Annotated in this window: 20 protein-coding genes and 1 tRNA gene; 12 read left to right on the top strand and 9 right to left on the bottom strand. The window is 70.7% G+C overall.

Annotated elements, in window-relative coordinates:
• Nucleotides 1-87 precede the first annotated feature (87 nt).
• The gene (locus GTY58_RS08545; RefSeq protein WP_010983052.1) at nucleotides 88-858 is read right to left on the bottom strand and encodes an SDR family oxidoreductase; all 771 of its coding nucleotides are present in this window, start codon (nucleotides 856-858) and stop codon (nucleotides 88-90) included.
• Between the two features lie 302 nt (nucleotides 859-1,160).
• On the opposite strand from GTY58_RS08545, the gene GTY58_RS08540 reads away from it, so the two are divergent.
• The 5 genes from GTY58_RS08540 (at nucleotide 1,161) to GTY58_RS08520 (ending at nucleotide 5,454) form a co-directional block, all read left to right on the top strand.
• Entirely contained in the window at nucleotides 1,161-1,865 is a 705-nt protein-coding gene (locus GTY58_RS08540; RefSeq protein WP_010983051.1) for a response regulator transcription factor, read from the top strand.
• A 343-nt stretch (nucleotides 1,866-2,208) separates the two neighbouring features.
• Nucleotides 2,209-3,450, top strand: a complete 1,242-nt coding sequence (locus GTY58_RS08535; protein ID WP_010983050.1) for a cytochrome P450 — start codon at nucleotides 2,209-2,211, stop codon at nucleotides 3,448-3,450.
• Between the two features lie 34 nt (nucleotides 3,451-3,484).
• Nucleotides 3,485-3,682: a ferredoxin gene (locus GTY58_RS08530; protein ID WP_010983049.1), complete on the top strand. Its 198-nt coding sequence runs from the start codon at nucleotides 3,485-3,487 to the stop codon at nucleotides 3,680-3,682.
• Nucleotides 3,679-4,896: an FAD-dependent oxidoreductase gene (locus GTY58_RS08525; RefSeq protein WP_010983048.1), complete on the top strand. Its 1,218-nt coding sequence runs from the start codon at nucleotides 3,679-3,681 to the stop codon at nucleotides 4,894-4,896. The genes GTY58_RS08530 and GTY58_RS08525 overlap by 4 nt, the downstream gene beginning before the upstream one ends.
• Nucleotides 4,897-4,926: 30 nt before the next feature.
• Nucleotides 4,927-5,454, top strand: a complete 528-nt coding sequence (locus GTY58_RS08520) for a MarR family transcriptional regulator (protein ID WP_037645897.1) — start codon at nucleotides 4,927-4,929, stop codon at nucleotides 5,452-5,454.
• Nucleotides 5,455-5,685: 231 nt separating this feature from the next.
• On the opposite strand, the gene GTY58_RS08515 is transcribed toward GTY58_RS08520, so the two are convergent.
• From GTY58_RS08515 to GTY58_RS08505, 3 genes are all read right to left on the bottom strand, one after another.
• Nucleotides 5,686-6,747: an AI-2E family transporter gene (locus tag GTY58_RS08515; protein ID WP_244905204.1), complete on the bottom strand. Its 1,062-nt coding sequence runs from the start codon at nucleotides 6,745-6,747 to the stop codon at nucleotides 5,686-5,688.
• 518 nt (nucleotides 6,748-7,265) lie between these two features.
• Nucleotides 7,266-7,913 (bottom strand): endonuclease, encoded by a 648-nt coding sequence (locus tag GTY58_RS08510; RefSeq protein WP_010983045.1) that lies wholly within the window; start codon nucleotides 7,911-7,913, stop codon nucleotides 7,266-7,268.
• A 19-nt stretch (nucleotides 7,914-7,932) separates the two neighbouring features.
• Nucleotides 7,933-8,415 carry a DNA starvation/stationary phase protection protein gene (locus tag GTY58_RS08505; RefSeq protein WP_010983044.1) on the bottom strand — a complete coding sequence of 161 codons (483 nt, stop codon included), beginning with the start codon at nucleotides 8,413-8,415 and terminating at the stop codon, nucleotides 7,933-7,935.
• Nucleotides 8,416-8,607: 192 nt separating this feature from the next.
• Here GTY58_RS08505 and GTY58_RS08500 point away from each other — a divergent pair, with 192 nt between their 5' ends.
• From GTY58_RS08500 to GTY58_RS08485, 4 genes are all read left to right on the top strand, one after another.
• Nucleotides 8,608-9,795, top strand: coding sequence for a thiolase family protein (locus GTY58_RS08500; RefSeq protein WP_010983043.1), 1,188 nt, complete (start codon nucleotides 8,608-8,610; stop codon nucleotides 9,793-9,795).
• 129 nt (nucleotides 9,796-9,924) lie between these two features.
• On the top strand, nucleotides 9,925-11,436 hold the full coding sequence (locus tag GTY58_RS08495) for a long-chain fatty acid--CoA ligase (protein ID WP_010983042.1): 1,512 nt from the start codon (nucleotides 9,925-9,927) through the stop codon (nucleotides 11,434-11,436).
• Nucleotides 11,437-11,538: 102 nt separating this feature from the next.
• Nucleotides 11,539-12,312 (top strand): sulfite exporter TauE/SafE family protein, encoded by a 774-nt coding sequence (locus GTY58_RS08490; protein WP_010983041.1) that lies wholly within the window; start codon nucleotides 11,539-11,541, stop codon nucleotides 12,310-12,312.
• Between the two features lie 21 nt (nucleotides 12,313-12,333).
• Complete coding sequence (locus GTY58_RS08485; protein WP_010983040.1) at nucleotides 12,334-13,080, top strand: cobalt-precorrin-6A reductase; 747 nt, start codon at nucleotides 12,334-12,336, stop codon at nucleotides 13,078-13,080.
• On the opposite strand, the gene GTY58_RS08480 is transcribed toward GTY58_RS08485, so the two are convergent.
• The 3 genes from GTY58_RS08480 to GTY58_RS08470 form a co-directional block, all read right to left on the bottom strand.
• The gene (locus tag GTY58_RS08480) at nucleotides 13,067-13,567 is read right to left on the bottom strand and encodes a hypothetical protein (RefSeq protein WP_037645898.1); all 501 of its coding nucleotides are present in this window, start codon (nucleotides 13,565-13,567) and stop codon (nucleotides 13,067-13,069) included. The two genes, GTY58_RS08485 and GTY58_RS08480, sit on opposite strands and share 14 nt — an antisense overlap.
• A gap of 288 nt (nucleotides 13,568-13,855) precedes the next feature.
• Entirely contained in the window at nucleotides 13,856-14,626 is a 771-nt protein-coding gene (cobF, locus tag GTY58_RS08475; protein WP_010983039.1) for a precorrin-6A synthase (deacetylating), read from the bottom strand.
• 59 nt (nucleotides 14,627-14,685) lie between these two features.
• A complete protein-coding gene (locus GTY58_RS08470) occupies nucleotides 14,686-15,213 on the bottom strand; it encodes a DUF309 domain-containing protein (RefSeq protein ID WP_037645900.1) in 528 nt (175 codons plus the stop codon).
• A gap of 99 nt (nucleotides 15,214-15,312) precedes the next feature.
• Here GTY58_RS08470 and GTY58_RS08465 point away from each other — a divergent pair.
• Nucleotides 15,313-15,386: transfer RNA gene (locus tag GTY58_RS08465), tRNA-Pro, on the top strand.
• Between the two features lie 84 nt (nucleotides 15,387-15,470).
• On the opposite strand, the gene GTY58_RS08460 is transcribed toward GTY58_RS08465, so the two are convergent.
• Nucleotides 15,471-16,325, bottom strand: coding sequence for a caspase family protein (locus GTY58_RS08460; protein ID WP_010983037.1), 855 nt, complete (start codon nucleotides 16,323-16,325; stop codon nucleotides 15,471-15,473).
• A 407-nt stretch (nucleotides 16,326-16,732) separates the two neighbouring features.
• Between GTY58_RS08460 and GTY58_RS08455 the strand changes: the two genes are divergently transcribed.
• Nucleotides 16,733-17,701, top strand: coding sequence for an aldo/keto reductase (locus tag GTY58_RS08455; RefSeq protein WP_010983036.1), 969 nt, complete (start codon nucleotides 16,733-16,735; stop codon nucleotides 17,699-17,701).
• Nucleotides 17,702-17,785: 84 nt separating this feature from the next.
• Here GTY58_RS08455 and GTY58_RS08450 read toward each other — a convergent pair whose 3' ends face one another.
• On the bottom strand, nucleotides 17,786-18,232 hold the full coding sequence (locus GTY58_RS08450) for a hypothetical protein (RefSeq protein ID WP_048894399.1): 447 nt from the start codon (nucleotides 18,230-18,232) through the stop codon (nucleotides 17,786-17,788).
• Nucleotides 18,233-18,437: 205 nt separating this feature from the next.
• Between GTY58_RS08450 and kstD the strand changes: the two genes are divergently transcribed.
• Nucleotides 18,438-20,246 carry a 3-oxosteroid 1-dehydrogenase gene (kstD, locus tag GTY58_RS08445; RefSeq protein WP_042492867.1) on the top strand — a complete coding sequence of 603 codons (1,809 nt, stop codon included), beginning with the start codon at nucleotides 18,438-18,440 and terminating at the stop codon, nucleotides 20,244-20,246.
• Nucleotides 20,247-20,289: the final 43 nt, after the last annotated feature.

Raw genomic sequence — 20,289 nt, 5'->3', positions numbered from 1 at the left:
TGCGGGCGGCGGTCGGTTCGGTCGCCGACCTGTGCCTGCTCCGCGTACGTCGACGGACGCCGGATCACACCGGAGCGCGCCGACCGGTCAGACGCTGTACCCGCCGTCGACACCCAGGGACTGGCCGGTGATGTAGCCGGCGCGGTCCGAGGCCAGGAACGCGACCGCTTCCGCGATGTCCGTCGCATCGCCGAAGCGGCGCAGCGGGATGTTGCCCCGGGTGATCTCCAGCGCCGCCTCGTCGAGTTCGCCGGACTCGATCAGGCGTGCGGCCATGCCGTCGGTCAGCATGCCGGGCGCGACACAGTTGACGCGTACGCCGTAGCGTCCCTCTTCGGCGGCCAGCGCCCGAGCGACCGCCTCGACCGCCCCCTTCGTGCCCGACGACAGTCCGTCGCGGACCGGGAACCGGCGGGTGGCCACGGTGGTGACGGCGACGATGCTGCCCCGGCTCTCACGCAGTGGCGGCAGCGCGGGATGGACCAGGTTGAAGAACGCCCCCGCGTCCGCCGCGAGTTGGGCATGGTATTGACTCGGCGACACCCTGCTCAGATGCACCATCGGTACGTGCGGGCCCGCCGCGTACACGAGGGTGTGGAGCCCGCCCGGCGTTCCGGCGGCCCCGGACACGGCCCGCGCCGTGGCCGCCTCGTCGCCCAGGTCGAGCCGAACCGCCACGACGCGGCGTCCGTACGCCTCGGCCTCACCGGCGAGACCGTCGGCAGCGGCCTGCTGGGAGCGGTACGTGAACACCACGTCGCTGCCCCGCCGCGCCAGCGTACGGACGATCGCCGCGCCGATCCCGCCGGTGCCCCCCGCGACGAACGCGACGCCTGCCCTGCTGGAGAAGTCCGGCACCGTACTGCCTCACAATCCGGGCGAGTTGGCGATGACGACGTTCGTGGCCTCGCTTGTCCTCGTACCCCCCGAACGGCTTGAGTCAACGGCCCACGGCCAGGGGCTCCCCGGATATTGCTTGAGTCAGGCAACTGGAGAGTAGGGTGATGCGGGTCGGCGAGTTTCTCGTCCATGCCGTCGAGGAGGTCCCCGGGTTCGGCCCGGGGCCGGGACATCCCGCGGCCTGACGCGATCGGACGGCACCCATGTCCCGGCCGCCGCCGTTCAGGCGTGAGGCATGAGTCCTACAGGAATGGTCTTCCATGTACGGCAGAGCCAGTGAGAGACCCTTGCTCGCCCGCGGAGACGGGCGGCACGTACTGATTGTCGTAGACGACCCGGAGATCGCCGAACTGCTGTCGACGACCATGGAACTGGCGGGCTTTCGGATCAGCGTGGCGGATACGGCGGGCGAGGCGGTGGCGCGGCTCGTGAAGCGTCGGTTCGACCTCGTGGTCCTCGACGCGGACCTCTCGGACATGACGGAACTCGCGCAGGAGCCCCGCCTCGCCGTCGTCGAGCGCCCGCGGGTGCTGCTCCTGGCCGAGTACGACTCCCTGGACCGGCTGCTGCCCGAGCTGGGGCCGGGGGAGACGGACTATGTCACCAAGCCCCTTCGGATCGCCGAAGTCCTGGCCAGAGCGCAGGTCTTACTGCACGGCAGGCGGCGGGTGCGCCGGGAGGGCACACTGGGCTACGGGGATCTGGTGCTCGACGACAGCACCTGCCAGGCGTGGCGTGGACAGCGGGCGCTCGACCTGACGCCCGCGGAGTACCGGCTGCTGCGCCACCTGCTCGTCAACGCGAACAAGGTGCTCTCGAAGGAGCGGATCGGCCGGTTCGTCCGGGGCGAGTTCCGCGGGGGCAACGCGATCGAACAGCTCGTCTCCCGGGTGCGACGCAAGGTCGACCGGGACGGGCCGCCGCTGATCCACACCCGCCGGGGCTTCGGCTACTGGCTGGGGTGAGAGCAAACGAGATGACGTCGGGGGTGGCCGGGCAAGCGCCGTTCCCTTCCGTTCCAGGGTGGCGCCGCGCTGACGCGGTGCCACCCTTCGCCGTTCGGGCGAGTGCGGCGCAGAGGCCATCACGCCGGGCCAATGACTGGAACGCGCAAGGTAGTTGGGCTTGAACGCGCCCTTCGGTCCGCCGGCGGCAAGGCGAGAAGATGTGACGTGCATCACGTCAGATTTTTGTCAGGAAACTGACCGGACGCTGTCAGTCCGCTCTGTTTGCATGTGCTCATCGAGGCCTCGAATCCGTCACCCCCGGCGCTTCCTTCCGACCGGACCCCCACCACCGAGGAGAGACATGGCCGATGCCCTGGCGGGCCGCGCGCCCGACGCCACCCCGCCGGTCGCCGCGTACCCGATGCCCCGGGCGGTGAGCTGCCCGCTCGCCCCGCCGCCCGCCCTGCAACCGTTGCGCGACGAGCAGCCGATCACCAAGGTGCGGATCTGGAACGGCAGCACGCCCTGGCTCATCACCCGCCACGCCGATCAGCGCGCCCTGCTCACCGACCCCCGCGTCAGCAACGACGACCGCGATCCCGGCTTCCCCTACGTGAACGCGCACCGCGCGGAGATCGCGCACGCGACCCCGAGGCTCATCACCAACACCGACGCACCGGAACACACCCGGCTGCGCCGGACGGTCAACGCACCTTTCCTCATCAAGCGGATCGAGGCCATGCGGCCCGCCGTCCAGCGGATCGTCGACGGTCTGATCGACGACATGCTGGACGGACCGAACCCGGCCGATCTCCTCACCGCGCTCGCGCTGCCCGTGCCGTCCCTGGTCATCGCCCAGTTGCTCGGTGTGCCGTACGCGGACCACGAGTTCTTCCAGCGCAACAGCAACCTCGTGCTCGACAACTCCGTTCCGGCCGAGGAGGCGCGGGCGGCGAGCGGGGCCCTCGCCGCCTACCTCGACACCCTGCTCGCGGAGAAGACCGCCGCCCCCGACGCGGACGTGCTGTCCGAGATGGGCGGCCGGATCAAGGCCGGCGAGATGACGCACCGCGAGGCTGTCCACATGGGCGTCGCCATGCTCATCGCCGGACACGAGACCACCGCGACGATGATCAGCCTCGGCACCCTCGCCCTGCTCGAACACCCGGAGCAGCTGGCCGTGCTGCGGGACGCCGAGGACCCGAAGGTGATCGCGGCCGCGGTGGAGGAACTGCTGCGCTATCTGACCATCGTCCACTCCGGCATCCGCCGGGTCGCCAAGGAGGACATCGAGATCGGCGACCGGGTCATCGGCGCCGGGGACGGCCTTCTGTTCGATCTGCACGCCGCGAACTGGGACTCGGAGGCCTTTCCCGAGGCCGACCGGCTGGACCTGAGCCGTCCCGCCCGCCACCACCAGGCATTCGGCTACGGGCCCCACCAGTGTCTGGGACAGTCGCTGGCCCGGCTGGAGCTCCAGGTCGTCTACGGCACGCTCTACCGCCGCTTCCCCACACTGCGTCTGGCCGCCCCGATCGACCGGCTCGCGTTCCACCACACCGGCACCACCTACGGCGTCCGCTGTCTGCCCGTCACCTGGTGACACCCCCCCATACGAAGGAACAGAGGCAAGAACCATGCGTGTGGAACTGGACGAACCGAAGTGCGTGGCATCGGGGCAGTGCGTCGTGGCCGCCCCCGAGGTGTTCGACCAGCGGGACGACGACGGCGTCGCGATCCTGCTGGACGAGGAACCCGCCGCCGGACTCCACGACGGCGTACGAGAGGCCGCGGCGGTCTGCCCGGCGGCGGCGATCCGACTGGTGGAACGGTGAAACGCATTCTGGTCGTCGGAGCCTCGGCGGCCGGCCTCACGGCCGCCGAGACGCTGCGCCGCGAGGGGTACGACGGCACGATCACCCTCGTCGGCGACGAATGCCACGCCCCCTATGACCGGCCGCCACTGTCCAAGCAGTTGCTGGCCGCGGAGTGGGAACCCGAGCGGCTCGCCCTGCGGACGCCGGGCGACCTGGAGGCACTCGACCTCGACCTGCGGCTCGGCGTCGCGGCGACCGGGCTGGACGTGACGGACCGTACGGTGCGTCTGGCCGACGGCTCGTCGGTGCCGTACGACGGTCTGATCGTGGCCACCGGAGTGCGCCCGCGCCGGCTGCCCGGGGAGGGCGCGCATGTGCTGCGCACGGTGGACGACGCCCTCGCGCTGCGGGACCGGCTCGGGCCGGGCACGCGGCTGGTCGTGGTCGGGGCCGGCTTCCTCGGGGCGGAGGCCGCCGCCGTGGCCCGGCGTCTGGGAGCGGACGTGACCCTCCTCGAACCCGCACCGGTGCCGCTGGCCCACGCGGTCGGCGCGGAGGTGGGTGAGGTGCTGTCGCGGGCCCATCTGGAGCACGGTGTGGAGCTGCGCACCGGAGTCACCGTGACCGAGGTGACCGACGAGGGGGTGCGGCTCGCGGACGGCGAGGTGGTCGAGGCGGACGAGATCCTGGTCGCCATCGGCTGTCTGCCCAACACCGAGTGGCTGAAGGGCAGCGGACTGACGCTGGGCGACGGTCTGGTCTGCGACGCGTACGGCGAAGCCGCGCGGAGCGTGTACGGCGCCGGGGACGTCGCCCGCTGGCACAACCCGCTGTTCGGGGTGTCCATGAGGATCGAGCACCGCACCAACGCGGCCGAGCACGGCATGGCCGCCGCCCGCAACCTCCTCCGCCCCGAGGCGCGCAGACCGTTCGCGCCGGTGCCGTACTTCTGGTCGGACCAGTACGACATGAAGATTCAGGCGTACGGCTACTTCCGGGCCCACGACGAGACGGTGGTCGTGGAGGGGGACCTGGCCGAACGCCGGTTCGTCGCCGCGTACCGCACCGGTGACCGGCTGACCGGAGCCCTCGCGGCCGGCCTGCCGCCCAGGGCGATCCGCCGCTGGCGCCAGGCGATCGCGGCCGGCGCGACCTGGCGGGAGGCCGTGCGGGACAACATCAGCCCGGCAACGGCCCCTTGGGGCAGCGTACTGCCGGAGAAAATTACTTGAGTTACGCAACGATATGGTAAAGTGTGCCGCATGTCCACACCCTCTCCGCCCTCGCTGCCGGCCGCCTCGGCCTCGCCGGAAGTGACCGGGATCGAGCGGGCCCTGACCCGGATCACGTATCTGAGTACGCGGGCTCGGCAGCATGAACGTCTGATGGCGCTGGCGGGGGTTCCGCTGGACCGGGCCGCGGTGGCGTTGCTGCGGCAGATCTCGGACACCGAGCCGTTGCGGCCGGGGGAGCTGGCCCATCGGCTCGGTGTGGAGGCTTCGCATGTGACGCGGCAGGTGCAGCAGTTGGAGAAGTCCGGTTACGTCACTCGTGTCCCGGATCCTGACGACCGGCGGGCTCAGCGTATTCAGCTGACGTCCACCGGCCGGGAGGCGGTGGACCGCATCCGTGAGGCCGGTGCGCGCGGCATGCAGATGGCGCTGGCCGAATGGTCCCCCGAGGAACTGCGGCAACTGGCCACCCTCTTCCACCGGATGGTCGACGACTTCCTCTCCTACGCGGTCGACGACGCCGAGCAGGAGCCCGCGGCAACGGCCCACTCCGCCTGACGGCACGGCTGCCCGGCCGTTCCACCTCGGTGACCGGCACACCTTCCGGAGTCACCGTGGCGGACACGGGGAGCGATGGGTTGAGCCACTCGGGGTGCGCGGGCTCGGCAGCGTGAACGTCTGATGCGGCACACCGCCACTCGGGTTGCGGCACGCGGCCGCGACACGTCGGCACGCGGCCGCGACACGTCGGCACGCCGCATCGACGTGTCGGCAGGCCGCACCGACGCGTCAGCCCGGTGACCGCCCGGGGTGACCCGCGCCCGGCTCGTGCGGAGGACGCAGCACGCTGAGCACGGACCAGGCGACCGACACCATCGGGACAGCCACCACCGCGCCGATCACCCCGGCCAGGATGCTGCCGGCGATGACGGAGAGGGCCACGACCACGGGGTGCAGCCGGACCGCCCAGCTCATCACCAGCGGGTGCAGCAGATGACCCTCGATCTGGCCGACGACCACGATCAGGGCGAGCACCGCGATCGCGACGACCGGCCCCCGTGAGGCCAGGGCGACGACCGTGGCCACGGCCAGCGCGATGGGCGAACCCACCAGGGGAATGAACGCGGCGAAGAACTCCAGCAGCGTCAGCGGCAGGGCCAGCGGCACCTGCAGCGCGAACAGGGCGATCCCGACCAGCACCGCATTGCTGGCCGCGACGATGATGATCCCCCGCGTGTATCCGGCGAACGTCCGCCACGCCGCCCGTCCCGCGCGGCCCCAGGGTTCCCGTGCGCCCTCCGGCAGCCGCGCCAGGAACCAGTGCCAGTAGTTGTCCCCGGAGTGAAGGAAGAAAATGGAGCAGAACAGCGCGAGCACCGCTGCGGTGAGCACCTCGACCACGCGCCCGGCGCCGCTCAGCGCGCTGCTGATCAGCTGGGAGCGGTGCTCCGAAACGAAGGAGCTCACCTTGCCCTGAAGATCCGACATCACGGCGGGGTCCACATGGAAGGGAGGGCCTTCCAGCCATCGTTCGATCCGCCCGAGGCCCCCGCCGAACTCCCGGCCCAGCTGGTCCCACTCGCCCGCCACCAGGCCGCCGACCAGCGCCAGCAGCCCCAGCGCCACCACCAGGCTGCCCACCACGCTCACCGCCACCGCCGCGGCCCTCGGCAGCCGCCGCGCCAGCAGTCCGGCCGGCGGACGCAGCACCGCGGTCACGACCAGCGCGAGGAACAGCGCCACGGCGACCAGCTGCAACCGCCCCAGGGTCATGAAGCCCACGTACACGGCCACCCCGACCACCAGCAGCCGCCATGCGTACGCCGCGGCCACCCGCAGCCCGTGGTTCACGGTCACGCCGTCGCGGTCCCCGGCACGCCGCGTCGCCTTCTCTGCGGTGCGCGCCCGTGCCACCGCCCCCACCCCGTGCGCAGGCCGGCTCCCCAGCACGATGTACCGCATCCGTCGCCCCCCGCGACCTCGACCACGGCCGGAACCGGAGCCGGGACGACGCGATCCGTCGCTCACCTCTGCGTCACCGCCTCCCGCCGTCGGGACCCCGCAAAGCTACGGATCCCCGTAGGGACACTTGTAGGGACACGTCAGGACGCCGGTGGAATCGCGTGACCGGACCGGAGCGGACCATCAGACCGGAGCGGACCGGAGCGGGTCGAACACGGGTGACGTCATGGACAGAGTAGGGCGGGAAAAGGATCCGCCGCCTGCTGGAACGGGCGCGGGCACCGCCCTGTGAGGACAGCTTTTACGCGCGCTGCGGGACGAGATCCTGGCCCTGCCCGACGAGGGCGAGCCGCCGGCGCCGTGCGGCGCCCGTCCGTTGACGGCCGTCGGTCGACGGCCGAGCCCCGTCAACCGACCCGCGCGAGCACTTCCCGCGCCGACTTCTTGTCCAGGGCCACCCGGACCAACGCGGCGGCCAGAACGGCCGGCTCGGTGTCACCGGCACGTTCCATCAGCTTCCGGGGATCCTTCGGGAGTCCGAGCCGCTCGGCACCGGACAGCGCCTTGTTGTCCAGGTGCGGCGCCACCCCCGGCCAGACGTGCTGCACTTCGCGCAGGAAGATGTCCGCGCCGGCCGGACCCATCCCCGGAATCTCCCGCAGCAGCCTGCGCAGCTCGGGGACCTTGCCGTCCGCCTCGTCCCGCATCCGCCGCAGGTCCCCGCCCCAGCGCTCGATCAGCAGCTCGGCACCCTCGCCGAGCTGGGTCGCGGTGCGCTCGTCGTAACGCCGGTAGCCGCCGCGTCCCAGCGCGTCGACCCGTTCCTGCCAGTCGGCCTCGGCCATACGGCGCGGATCGCGCAACCCGGCGTCGTACAGCGCGCGCGTGGCGGCGAGGGCGACCGAACTGCGGATCCGGGCGCTGAGCAGACAGGCCATGACCAGGAGCCGGTACAGCGGCTGCGGGGCATCCTTGAGCCGGATGCCCGCCTCATCGGCGTACGTGGTGCCGTGCGCGGCGATCAGTTCCCCGATGATGCGACGGTCCTGCTGCATGGCCGGCTCCTCGAGTTGGTCAGTTGTCGCGCGGCCAGTCCTCCGCCTGGAACATCCAGTACTGCTTCTCCAGTTCGGCGGTGAGCCCGATCAGCAGGTCCTGGGTGACCGGATCGGCCTTCTCCGTGACGGCGATCCGCTCACGCAGCCCTCCGACCGTCGCCTCCAGCGCCTCGACGAGCAGCCGTACGACCTCGGTGTCCCGCAGCCAGCCGTCCTTCGGACCCTGCAGACCGAAGGACGCGGCGACGGTCTCGGGCCGGCCGTCGGGGGAGACGCCGAGCGCCGCCGCCCGCTCGGCCACCGTGTCGGCGTACGTACGGGCCGTCGACACCACTTCGTCGAGCTGGAGATGGATCGAGCGGAACCTCGGTCCGACGATGTTCCAGTGGGCCTGCTTCCCGATGAGCGAGAGTCCGAGCAGATCGACCAGCGTCTGCTGCAGGGCCTCGCCGACGACCTGGCGGGCGGGCTCGGGGAGCGTGCTCTTCACAACCGGCATACCGTGCTTCTCCTTGTGGTTCGTGGCTTGTCATGACTCCTTTGCTCTGTTTCGCGTGCCCTGGAAGGAACGGGTGAAACGGCAGGGTTCCCAGGTGACGGCCGGGGGGCTATAGTCGAAAACTAGCAGTGCTAATTAACCGACGGCGGGCGGTGCACCTGCCGTGGATCGAATTCGGTCAGGAGTCAGGTCGTGCGTCCCGTCCACTTCGCGGCAGCTCGCCGCACCCCCATCGGCAAGCTGCGCGGCGCCCTGTCCGTCGTGCGGCCCGACGACCTCGCGGCGACGGTGATACGCGGTCTGATCGCCGACCTGCCCGGGCTCGACCCGGCCCGTATCGACGACGTGTACTGGGGCGCGGCCAACCAGGCCGGCGAGGACAACCGCAATGTCGCCCGCATGGCCGCCCTCCTCGCCGGGCTGCCCGAGTCGGTGCCCGGCGCCACGGTCAACCGGCTCTGTGCCTCCGGTCTGGAGGCGGTGACCACGGCCGCCCGCACGATCGCCGCCGGCGAGGCCGACATCGTGCTCGCGGGCGGCTCCGAGTCCATGAGCCGCGCCCCCTTCGTGCTGCCCCGCCCGGACGAGGCCCTGCCGCACCGCATCGAGACCGTCGACACCCGGCTCGGCTGGCGCCTGGTCAACCCGGCCATGAAGGAACTGCACGGCCTGCTCTCCATGGGTGAGACCGCCGAGGAGGTCGCCGAACGGTACGCGGTCCCGCGCGAACGCCAGGACGAGTTCGCGCTGCGCAGTCACCGGCGCGCCGCGGACGCCCGCAAGAACGGGTACTTCGACGACGAGCTGCTGCCCGTCACCCGGCCCGACGGCGTGGTCGTCGCCGACGACGAGTGCGTACGCGAGGACACCTCGTACGAGAAGCTGTCCCGTCTCAAGCCGGTGTTCCGCCAGGGCGGCACCGTCACCGCCGGCAATGCCTCGCCGATGAACGACGGAGCGGCCGGACTCCTCCTCGTCAGCGAGGAGGCCCTGAACGAGCTGGGTCTGGAGTCCCTGGGACAGTACGTCGCCGGCGCCTCGGCCGGTGTCCATCCCGACGTCATGGGTATCGGCCCCGTGCCCGCGACCGAGAAGGCCCTGGCTCGCGTCGGCTGGACGATCGGCGACATCGAAGAGGCCGAGTTCAACGAGGCGTTCGCCGCCCAGGCCCTCGCCTGCGTGGACCGCCTCGGCATCGACCCGGAGCTCGTCAACCCCACCGGCGGCGCCATCGCCCTCGGTCACCCGCTCGGCTGCTCGGGCGCCCGCATCCTCACCACGCTGCTCCACCGCATGCGCCGCACCGGCGCGGCCCGCGGCCTGGCCACGATGTGCGTCGGGGTCGGGCAGGGCAGTGCGATCCTCGTCGAACGCCACTGAGCGCCACTACGTTCTTTGTCGCGCGTGACTGAGCACCGCCACGTTCTTTGTCGCGCATGACTGAGCACCACCGCTGAGTCCTCCCTCTGGTTCACCGCCGCACCAGCAAGGAAACGGAGCCCCTCGTCCATGGCCGCCACCCTCTCCCTCGCCGCGATCCTCGCCGAGAACGCCCGCCGCCGCCCCGAGAAGACGGCGCTCGTCGAGGGCGAGCTGCGCCTCACCTTCGCCGAGGTGTGGCAGCGCGCCCGCGCCCAGGCCGGCGCCCTCGTCGGTCTCGGCGTACGGCCGGGGGACCGGGTGGCGCTCATGGCGCCCAACACCGCCGACTTCCCCCACGCCTACTACGCGATCGCCGCGGCCGGCGGTGTGGTCGTCCCGGTCCATCTCCTGTTGTCGGCGTCCGAGGTCGAGCACGTCCTGAAGGACAGTGGCGCCACACTGCTCCTGTGCCACCCCGCGCAGGCCGAGACCGGTACGGCCGCCGCTCAGGCCGTCGGCGTCCAAGTCATCACGCTGGGCGCCGAGTTCGAGAAGCTGGCCAGGATCGCCGAGCCGCTGCCCTCGTACGTCACCCGCGCGGCGGACGACCCGGCCGTCGTGTTCTACACCAGCGGAACCACCGGCGTCCCCAAGGGCGCCGTGCTCAGCCACTTCAACCTGGTCATGAACGCGACCGTCAACGCCTTCGACGCCAACGACATCCGCCCCGACGACGTCGCCCTCGGCGCTCTCCCGCTGTTTCACGCCTTCGGCCAGACGGTCTCCATGAACTCCACCTGGCGCGCGGGCGCGACGCTCGTCCTGCTCCCGCGCTTCGACGCGGCGCGCGCGATCGAGCTGATGGTGAAGGAGGGGGTGAACACGTTCCACGGTGTCCCGACGATGTTCGTCGCCCTGGCGGGCGCCGCCGCAGCCATGGACGCGCTGCCCGAGCTGCGCGTCTGCGTGTCGGGCGGCGCCTCGCTGCCACTCGCCGTACTGGAACGCTTCGAGGAGGCGTTCGGCGCGAAGATCTACGAGGGGTACGGGCTGTCGGAGACCTCGCCGACCGCGACCGTGAACCAGCCCGTTTTCGGCACCAGGGCGGGCACCATCGGGCACCCGCTGTGGGGCGTGGACGTCGAGATCGCGCGTGCCGAGGTCGAAGGACGCGTCGAACTGCTGCCGCCCGGCGAGCTGGGCGAGGTCGTCGTCCGGGGCCACAACGTCTTCTCCGGTTACCTCGGCCGCCCCGAAGCCACCGCCGAGACGCTCGTCGACGGCTGGCTGCGCACCGGCGACCTCGGCACCAAGGACGACGAGGGCTTCCTGCGGATCGTCGACCGCAAGAAGGACGTCATCATCCGCGGCGGCTACAACGTCTACCCGAGGGAGGTCGAGGAGGTGCTCCTGCGCCACCCCGGCGTCGCCCAGGCCGCCGTGATCGGACTGCCGGACGAGCTGCACGGCGAAGAGGTGTGCGCGGTCGTCGTACGCGCCACGGGCGCCGTCCCGGAGGCCGCCGAGATCACCGAGTGGTCGAAGGAGCATCTGGGGCGGCACAAGTACCCGCGGCGCGTCGAGTTCACGGACGCCCTGCCGCTGGGCCCGAGCATGAAGATCCTCAAGCGGGAGCTGAGGGTGCGGTACGCACAATGACATGCGGTGATGTGCGTGGGCCGATGGTCGACGATCACCTGTCGAGACGCTCCTGACGCGGCGAGACGCGGCGAGACCCGTGGACATAGCATCGGTCCCCGCATGAACACGATGACGCTTTGGCACATAACCCCGTGGGAGTTCGCCGCCCTCGCCGCCGCGGCCCTGCTCGTCGGCTTCTCGAAGACCGCTGTGAGCGGGGCCAACACGGTCAGTCTCGCGATCTTCGCGGCCGTCCTGCCCGCCCGCGCCTCCACCGGCGTACTCCTGCCCATCCTGATCGTCGGTGACGTCCTCGCGGTCCTCACCTACCGGCGGCACGCCCACTGGCCCACGCTGTGGCGGCTGTTCCCGGCCGTCGCGGCGGGCGTCGTGTTCGGCACACTGTTCCTGGTGTGGGCGGACGACGGGATCGTACGGACGTCGATCGGCGCGATCCTGCTGCTGATGGCGGCGGTCACGGTCTGGCGCCGACGGACTGCGGACAGGACCGGGGAACCGGAGGCGGTGGCCACGCGCACGGGCCGGATCAAGGCCCGCTCGTACGGTGTCCTCGGCGGCTTCACCACGATGGTCGCGAACGCGGGCGGCCCGGTGATGTCCCTGTATCTCCTCTCCGCGGGCTTCCGGAAGCTCGGCTTCCTGGGCACCTCGGCGTTCTTCTTCCTCATCGTCAACGTGTCCAAGGTGCCCTTCAGCGTGGGCCTCGGTCTGATCGACGGCCACTCACTGCTGCTGGACGCGGCACTCGCCGTCTTCGTCGTACCGGGCGCCCTCATCGGCAAGTGGGCGGTGAACCGCATCAACCAGCGGCTGTTCGAACAGCTCGTGATCGCGGCGACCGTGGTGGGAGGGGCCCAGCTCCTGCTGCGCTGAGACAGCTCTAGAGTCGACGGCATGTCCCTGCACGTCCTGGTCCTCGGCGGCACCACCGAGGCACGTGAACTCGCTGCGTCGCTCGCACCGCGCCCCGGTGTGCGCGTGACCACGTCGCTGGCGGGGCGTGTCTCCCGGCCCGGGACGGTGGAAGGGGACGTACGCATCGGTGGGTTCGGCGGGGCGCAGGGGCTGGCCGCGTGGCTGGGCGAGCACCGTGTCGACGCGGTCGTCGACGCCACGCACCCCTTCGCCGCGGGCATCACGGCGAACGCGGCCCGGGCCGCGGCGGCGACCGGAGTGCCGGCGGTCGTCCTGCGCCGGCCGGGCTGGCGGCCGGGGCCCGGGGACCGCTGGCACGCGGTCGCTTCACTCCCGGCGGCTGCGGACCTCCTGCCGGAACTCGGCCGCCGCGTGTTCCTCACCACGGGCCGCCTCGGCCTCGCGGCCTTCGCGCACCAGGCCGAACTGCACTTCGTCGTCCGTTCGGTGGAGTCGCCCGAGCCGCCGATGCCGCCGGACACGGAGGTGGTGCTGGCGCGGGGACCGTTCACGGTGGCCGACGAACTCGGGCTGCTGCGCGAGCACCGCGTCGACGTCCTCGTGACGAAGGACAGCGGGGGAGCGGCGACCGCGGCGAAACTCACCGCCGCGCGGGAACTCGGGCTGCCGGTCGTCGTCGTACGCCGCCCGCCGCTGCCGGAGGGCGTGACCGCCGTCCCGGACGTCGCCGGAGCGCTGGCTCGGCTCGGCCTCAGCCTGCCGTGACACAGACGCGGAGCCGGTCGATGGCGCGCAGCACCTCGTCGCGGTTCTTGGCGCTCTTGATCCATGCGGGCAGGCGGGCCACGTACGTCATCTTCTGCCCGGTGTCGTACCAGGGCGCCCGCTCCCGCAGCGGCGCGCCGACGAACCGCCCGAGGTAGTCGAGCTGTTCGAGGTTGTACGCCCACAGCCGTCCGTGGCGTGTCCCGGTCTGCAGCCAGAGCGGGGCGCGGAAATACGGATCGCGGGCCGGGGCGGCCGAGCTGCCGGAGAACATCACCGACCTGCCCTGCCACGTCCGCGCGTACCCGCAGGCACGGCAGACGAGCCGCCTCGCCCCGAGCATCCCCGAGGTGGCCTGCCCGTCGGGATCCGGCCGCCGCTCGACATGGGCGATGCGCTCGCAGCGGGGGCAGCGGACCAGAACCGAGTCCACGAAGTCGTACTTCGTGGCGCGGAGATCCCGGAAACGGGTCGGGGCGGCGGACATGGCAGGAGTATGACAAGGACGCGTGGCGGCGAGCACGCCCGTATTCGCCGCCTCGCCGGACTGTGGAGCGGCTTCCCGCGCCGCCCTCGGCCGGATTCGCCCGAGGCCGGCGCCGATGTCCAGGTGGACGTGCCGTTGGCCAGGTACGGAAGAGGGAGCCGACGGGGGCCGGACAGCTCCTCCTCGACCACGCGGTCGAAGACCGGCACCAGAACCTCCGGAGGTATGCGGCGGCGAGCGCCGATCAGCCCGAGGCCGGCGTGGGCCGGCCACTGCCCACCGGGTCCCCTAATCCCGCGGATGCCTGCGCAGCAAGTACGTGTCCATGATCCAGCCCTTCCGCTCCCGGGCCTCCGCGCGCAGCAGCTCGATGCGAGGGGCCGCCTCCGCGATGGGGCCGGAGGCGAGGATCTCGTCCGGCGTGCCTATGTACGCGCCCCAGTAGATGTCGATGTCCTGGTCGGCGTACCGCCGGAAGGTCTGGTGGGCGTCGAGCATCACCACCACGTCGTCGACATCCTCGGGGAAGCCCTCCGCGAGGCGCCGGCCCGTGGTGATCTGGACCGGCCGCGCGACCCGGTTGAGCCCGGTGCGGTGCTTGGCCACGAGCGCGGAGACGCTGCTGATGCCGGGCACGACGTCGTACGAGAACGCCACCGCGCCCCGCTCCAGGATCTCCTCCAGAATGCCGAGCGTGCTGTCGTACAGCGCGGGGTCGCCCCACACGAGGAACGCCCCGCACTCGTCCTCGCCCAGCTCGTCGGTGATGAGCCGCTCGTAGATCTCGGCGCGGGCGCTGCGCCAGTCCCCGACGGCGGGGGAGTACGCGGCGCCGCCGGCGGCCCGGTCGCGCTCGGGGTCACGCGCCTCGACCAGCCGGTACGTCCCCTCCTGTATGTGCGCGTCGAGCATGTCACGGCGGAGCTGGACGAGGTCCGACTTCACCTCGCCCTTGTCCAGGATGAAGAACACGTCCGTGCTCCTCAGCGCCTTGACCGCCTGCAAGGTCAGCTGGTCGGGGTCGCCCGCACCGATACCGATGACAAGAATCTTTCGCACGCCCCGAGTCTGCCGCACGCCACTGACAGTCCGCGCACCGCATCCGCATCCGCACTCGTCTACCGGGGCGTGCTCCCCCGCAACCGTGGCGCCGACGCCCCCGCGTCGATGGCCTCCTCGTCGCGTTCCACGTCCGCGGCCAAGTCCCGCGCCCAGGCGACGACGTCCGTCAGGTCCATGCCGTAGGGCCGGTCCCGACCCGCCCGCGAGGCCCACTCCTCGACGGCACCCGCGCCGCGCCGAAGCAGCCGGGCGCCGCCTGTCGTATTCCCCCGGGCCGCGTGTGTGAGGCCCACGGCGAGCTGGGCCAGGCCGCGCCACAGGCCGCTCTCCTCCTCGGGCCCGGACTTCCAGGCGTCCTCGAACACCTCGTGGGCATGGAAGGGCTTCCCGGCGTCCAGCAGGGCCTGCGCCTCGGTGACGGTGTCCATGGGGCTGCGTACGACGCCTTCCGGCTGGCGCGCCACCCCGTCCACCCCGTAGGGGAGAGGCCGGCCCAGCCCGTCCCGCGGCCTGGCGTTCCGCGCCCGCCCCTCCGCGTCCCGGTCCCGCCCGCCGTCCGCATGTACTTCGGATGTCCCGTTCATACCGCAATTGTCCCGCGCCCTGCGCCCCCTTCGGGACACCCCCCGACGTGGGGTAAAGTTCTGTCAGCGCGCTCACGCAGATCACCGCGGGAAGCGCATCGGGACGTGGCGCAGCTTGGTAGCGCACTTGACTGGGGGTCAAGGGGTCGCAGGTTCAAATCCTGTCGTCCCGACTAGAGGTTCACTCATAGTCGTAGATCAGAGCCCCGTCTCACTTCGGTGAGGCGGGGCTCTCGGTCATTTTCTCGCCCGATCTCTCAGAGCGTGAAAGGCCGCTCCGTGATGAACCGGTTGTTGGCCCGGCCGGTGATGAACAGATTCGGGCTCTGGATGGCCGGCATCTGCTTGAGGATCTCGCGGTGAAACGCCTTGTACCCGCCCGTGAACTTGCCGCCGTTCCAGACCTGAAGCACGGTCGCGGTGAACAGACCGTTACGCAGGCCGTCGGCTGCCAGCTGATTGTCCTGGCAGGCCGAGATGAGCAGGGCGGTCGCGCCGAGGTCGCGGTTGTCCTTGGCGTTGAGCTTGCGCTGGATGTCGTCGAAGAACTCCTTGTTCCGGTCGTACATCTCAGCCTGCATGTCCAGGGGCATGATCCTGGCCGTTGTCTCGACCTGGTTGGGGTCGGTCGTCTGGAACTGTTCTTCCATGGCCTCCGGCGAGAGAATTTCTCGCACCCTGATGCCACTGCCGCTGTGGCAGCAGTCAAGGAAGCAGAGAATCCGAACGCCCTCGGCGAATCCCTCGAATTCCTTGTACAGCTCGTCGTCGATGTACTCCCGGTCGAAGAAACACATGGTCTCGTCGAGCCGGTCCGACTCGTCCTCGGGGCCATTGAGGTCGGGTACCTGCCCGCCGTGGCCCGAGTAGCTGAAGAGCAGGAGGTCGCCGGCTGTGAGGACCTTCGCCGCCTTGCGCAGCTCAGCGGTGATGTTGTCGACCGTCGCCTCGGGGGTGAGCAGCGTTGTGCGCTCTTTGATCCCGGCTTCCTTGGCGAGCTGTTCCATGTCGCGTGCGTCGTTCTCGCAGGCGATGAGCTTGCCGTCCCACCCACCGTATTTGGTGCGGTCGACGCCGTTGAGTCCGATGTGGAGGGAAATGCCATGAGCCATGAGGAGGTTCCTTCCATGCGGAACGGGTGCCGCCCGAGAGGGTGCAGAGGTGTCAGGTGTCAGGTGTCAGGTGTCAGGTGTCAGACATCAGGCATCAGCTGGAAGCGCCAGCCAGAGGGATGCTCGCCCTTATGGATCCGGACCGAGCTTAATCGTTTGATTAGGTGCGTAATGGATTTACTGGGCCATTTGGGTGAGGGCGCGTTTTTTGGGGAGCGGACATGCCGGCGTGTCCGCGGCCTCGACGTCGGCGGAATTCACCGGTTGGTCGGTGCCTGTCGACAACTGGGCTGACAGGAACGGAAGTTGGCTGGTGATGGCCGCGTACGGGGATGCCGCGTGGGTGTTCCCCGGGTACCGTCGGGCTGGGCGTGGCAAGCCCGTTCCCGGCGAGAGCAGGAGTGCGCATGCAGTTTGTGAAGCTCGGTTCGACGGGCCTGGATGTGTCCCGGATCTGCGTGGGCTGCATGAGTTTCGGCCTTCCCGACCGTGGGCCCCACGAGTGGACCCTCGACGAGGAGGCCTCGCGGCCGCTGATCCGGCAGGCGCTGGAGGCCGGGATCAACTTCTTCGACACGGCGAACGTCTACTCCGACGGCACCAGCGAGGAGATCGTCGGCCGTGCCCTGGCGGACTTCGCACGCCGTGAGGAGATCGTCCTCGCGACCAAAGTCAACGGCAGCATGCACGAAGGACCCAACGGCCACGGCCTGTCCCGCAAGGCGATCATGACGGAGATCGACAACAGCCTGCGCCGCTTGGGGACCGACTACGTCGACCTGTACCAGATCCACCGCTGGGATCCGACCACCCCCGTCGAGGAGACGATGGAGGCCCTGCATGACGTGGTCAAGGCGGGCAAGGCCCGTTATGTCGGGGCCAGTTCGATGTACGCCTGGCAGTTCTCCAAGGCCCAGTACACCGCCCGGCTGAACGGCTGGACGCGGTTCGTCTCCATGCAGAACCACTACAACCTCCTCTACCGAGAAGAGGAGCGCGAGATGCTGCCGCTGTGCGAGGACCAGGGGGTCGGCGTGCTGCCCTGGAGCCCGTTGGCTCGGGGCCGTCTCACGCGGGATCGCGACGTCACCACCGCCCGCAGCCGGACCGACGAGTTCGGCAAGACCCTGTACCGGCAGGGCGACGACGAGATCGTCGACGCCGTGGCCCGGATCGCCGCCGACCGTGGTGTGCCGCGGGCCCGGGTCGCCCTCGCCTGGCTGCTGCACCAACGCGCGGTGACGGCACCGATCGTCGGCGCCACCAAGCCGGCGCATCTCGACGACGCGGTCGCCGCGCTCGACCTGGAATTGTCCGAGAAGGAGATCGAGCAGTTGGAGCAGCCGTACGTACCCAGGGCCATCAGCGGTCACTGACCGACAGGCTCGGTGATACCGGTGGCCCACGGGCTGCCGGTATCGATATCGCCGAGGACATCAAGCCGTCACGGGCACCGCCACTCACAACGATATGAGGCAGTAGAGCTGTTGGTGCGTCACGCGCGCGTGCCTGCTCAGCTCGGCCAGCCGCTGAAGGAAGTCGGCGAGCAGGTCCGCGTCCCAGCCCGCCGAGTCCTCGGGGCCGGACACCACCGTCATGGCGGTCTGCCCCAGGCGCTCCGGCCGCGCCCCGGCCAGGGCATCACGCAATGTCCCGGTGAGAGTGACCAGGCAACGGTCCTCGGCCTGCGGATCACTGATCAGGCGCGTAAAACGCGGGTCGTCCTCCACCTCCGCCACGGAACGCCCGGTGAGGCCCGCTTCGACCGGCCCGAGGATGAGATCCGGGTCCGCTCCCTTGAGACCCGTCAGGCCGAACTCGTCGTCGACCGCCCCCAGGTCCCCGTGAAGGCGGGCCAGGGCCCCGGCGTCGTCGGCAGCGGCGAAGTAGTCGTAGCGAACTCCCATGCCGGAGATCGTGCCAGGAGCCACTGACAATCGGCCGCACGGGGACAACCGGCCGCCCCAAGGTCCGACGCGCTGACGCCCTTGACTTCACAAGACCCTCGCGCGACATTCCTGACTCTCCATCAGAATCCTTGCGTCCAGGGTTGGTCATGGTCCTGGGCGGCGCACGACCCCACGTTCCCTCGCCACACAGGAGCGACCTGCCATGTCCACAAGTGCGGACCCTGCGAGACGTATCGAATCCCTCTCCGCGGTCGGCCCGTCGCGGCGCCGCGTGCTCGGCGGGACGGGTGCGGGGCTTGCGCTCGCGGCCGGGCTCCCCGGTGTCGGCGGCGCCGCCGACGCGGCCGACCTGCCCCTCCTCGGCACGTACGACGTCGTCGTGATCGGCTCCGGGGCGGCCGGTATGACCGCCGCGCTGACGGCCGCGAAGCAGGGGCTGAGCTGCGTCGTCGTGGAGAAGGCGGCCACCTTCGGGGGCTCGGCGGCGCGGTCCGGCGCGGGCATCTGGATTCCGAACAACCCCGTCATCCTCGCCGCGGGCGTCCCCGACACCCCGGCGAAGGCCGCCGCCTACCTCGCGGCGGTCGTCGGGCCCGACGTCTCCGCCGACCGGCAGCGCGCCTTCCTCGGCCACGGACCCGCCATGATCTCCTTCGTCATGGCGAACAGCCCGCTCCGCTTCCGCTGGATGGAGGGGTACAGCGACTACTACCCCGAGCTCTCCGGCGGGCTGCCGAACGGCCGCTCCATCGAACCCGACCAGCTCGACGGGAACATCCTCGGCGCCGAACTCGCCCACCTGAACCCGTCGTACATGGCCGTCCCGGCCGGCATGGTCGTCTTCAGCGCCGACTACAAGTGGCTCACCCTGTCCGCGGTCAGCGCCAAGGGCCTCGCCGTCGCCGCGGAATGCCTGGCCCGCGGGACCAAGGCGGCCCTCCTCGGCCAGAAGCCCCTCACCATGGGGCAGTCGCTGGCCGCGGGTCTGCGCGCCGGCCTGCTCGCCGCCCAGGTGCCGGTGTGGCTGAACACCCCGCTGACCGATCTGTACCGGGAGAACGGGACGGTCACCGGGGCAGTGGTGGCCAAGGGCGGCTCGGCCGGTCTGGTCAGGGCCCGGCACGGGGTCGTCGTCGGCTCCGGCGGGTTCGAGCACAACGCGGCCATGCGCGACCAGTACCAGCGCCAACCCATCGGCACCGCGTGGACCGTGGGCGCCAAGGAGAACACCGGCGACGGCATCCGGGCCGGCGAGCGGGCTGGCGCCGCGCTCGACCTGATGGACGACGCCTGGTGGGGACCGACGATCCCGCTGCCCGACCAGCCCTACTTCTGTCTTGCCGAACGCACCCTGCCCGGCGGCCTCCTCGTCAACGCCGCCGGAGCGCGGTTCGTCAACGAAGCCGCCCCCTACAGCGACGTCGTCCACACCATGTACGAGCGGAACCCGACCGCCCCGGACATCCCGGCCTGGCTGATCGTCGACCAGAACTACCGCAACCGCTACCTCTTCAAGGACGTCGCGCCGACGCTCGCGTTCCCCGGCTCCTGGTACGACTCCGGCGCCGCGCACAAGGCCTGGACCCTGGACGCCCTCGCCGGGCGGATCGGCATGCCCGCGGCCGCCCTGCGGGCCACCGTCAACCGGTTCAACAGCCTGGCCCTGAGCGGCGACGACACCGACTTCCAGCGCGGCGACAGCACGTACGACCACTACTACACCGACCCCGCGATCGTGCCGAACTCCTGTCTGGCCCCCCTGTGGCTGGCCCCGTACTACGCTTTCAAGATCGTCCCGGGGGATCTCGGCACCAAGGGAGGCCTGCGCACGGACGCACGCGCGCGTGTGCTGCGCGCGGACGGCTCGGTGATCCCCGGCCTGTACGCGGCGGGGAACGCCAGTGCCGCGGTGATGGGGCACAGCTATGCGGGCGCGGGCTCGACGATCGGGCCGGCGATGACCTTCGGGTACATCGCCGCCCTGGACATCGCGGCTGCGGCCGGAAGCTGAGGCAGGGCCGCGTGCCGGGCGCCGGGGAGAGGTGTGCAAAGCC

This window comes from Streptomyces sp. SID5469 (assembly GCF_009862865.1).
Taxonomy (GTDB): Bacteria; Actinomycetota; Actinomycetes; order Streptomycetales; family Streptomycetaceae; genus Streptomyces; species Streptomyces avermitilis.
The sequence above is the reverse complement of the archived record's forward strand: the minus strand, read 5'-3'. Positions and strand labels throughout refer to the sequence as shown.

What these genes read in the sequence shown, in the direction of transcription:
- GTY58_RS08540 (WP_010983051.1), top strand. Translation starts at nt 1,161, where the DNA reads ATGTACGGCAGAGCCAGTGAGAGACCCTTGCTCGCCCGCGGAGACGGG.
- GTY58_RS08535 (WP_010983050.1), top strand. Translation starts at nt 2,209, where the DNA reads ATGGCCGATGCCCTGGCGGGCCGCGCGCCCGACGCCACCCCGCCGGTC.
- GTY58_RS08530 (WP_010983049.1), top strand. Translation starts at nt 3,485, where the DNA reads ATGCGTGTGGAACTGGACGAACCGAAGTGCGTGGCATCGGGGCAGTGC.
- GTY58_RS08520 (WP_037645897.1), top strand. Translation starts at nt 4,927, where the DNA reads ATGTCCACACCCTCTCCGCCCTCGCTGCCGGCCGCCTCGGCCTCGCCG.
- GTY58_RS08510 (WP_010983045.1), bottom strand. Translation starts at nt 7,913, where the DNA reads ATGCAGCAGGACCGTCGCATCATCGGGGAACTGATCGCCGCGCACGGC.
- GTY58_RS08505 (WP_010983044.1), bottom strand. Translation starts at nt 8,415, where the DNA reads ATGCCGGTTGTGAAGAGCACGCTCCCCGAGCCCGCCCGCCAGGTCGTC.
- GTY58_RS08495 (WP_010983042.1), top strand. Translation starts at nt 9,925, where the DNA reads ATGGCCGCCACCCTCTCCCTCGCCGCGATCCTCGCCGAGAACGCCCGC.
- GTY58_RS08490 (WP_010983041.1), top strand. Translation starts at nt 11,539, where the DNA reads ATGAACACGATGACGCTTTGGCACATAACCCCGTGGGAGTTCGCCGCC.
- GTY58_RS08485 (WP_010983040.1), top strand. Translation starts at nt 12,334, where the DNA reads ATGTCCCTGCACGTCCTGGTCCTCGGCGGCACCACCGAGGCACGTGAA.
- GTY58_RS08480 (WP_037645898.1), bottom strand. Translation starts at nt 13,567, where the DNA reads ATGTCCGCCGCCCCGACCCGTTTCCGGGATCTCCGCGCCACGAAGTAC.
- GTY58_RS08470 (WP_037645900.1), bottom strand. Translation starts at nt 15,213, where the DNA reads ATGAACGGGACATCCGAAGTACATGCGGACGGCGGGCGGGACCGGGAC.
- GTY58_RS08460 (WP_010983037.1), bottom strand. Translation starts at nt 16,325, where the DNA reads ATGGCTCATGGCATTTCCCTCCACATCGGACTCAACGGCGTCGACCGC.
- GTY58_RS08455 (WP_010983036.1), top strand. Translation starts at nt 16,733, where the DNA reads ATGCAGTTTGTGAAGCTCGGTTCGACGGGCCTGGATGTGTCCCGGATC.
- GTY58_RS08450 (WP_048894399.1), bottom strand. Translation starts at nt 18,232, where the DNA reads ATGGGAGTTCGCTACGACTACTTCGCCGCTGCCGACGACGCCGGGGCC.
- kstD (WP_042492867.1), top strand. Translation starts at nt 18,438, where the DNA reads ATGTCCACAAGTGCGGACCCTGCGAGACGTATCGAATCCCTCTCCGCG.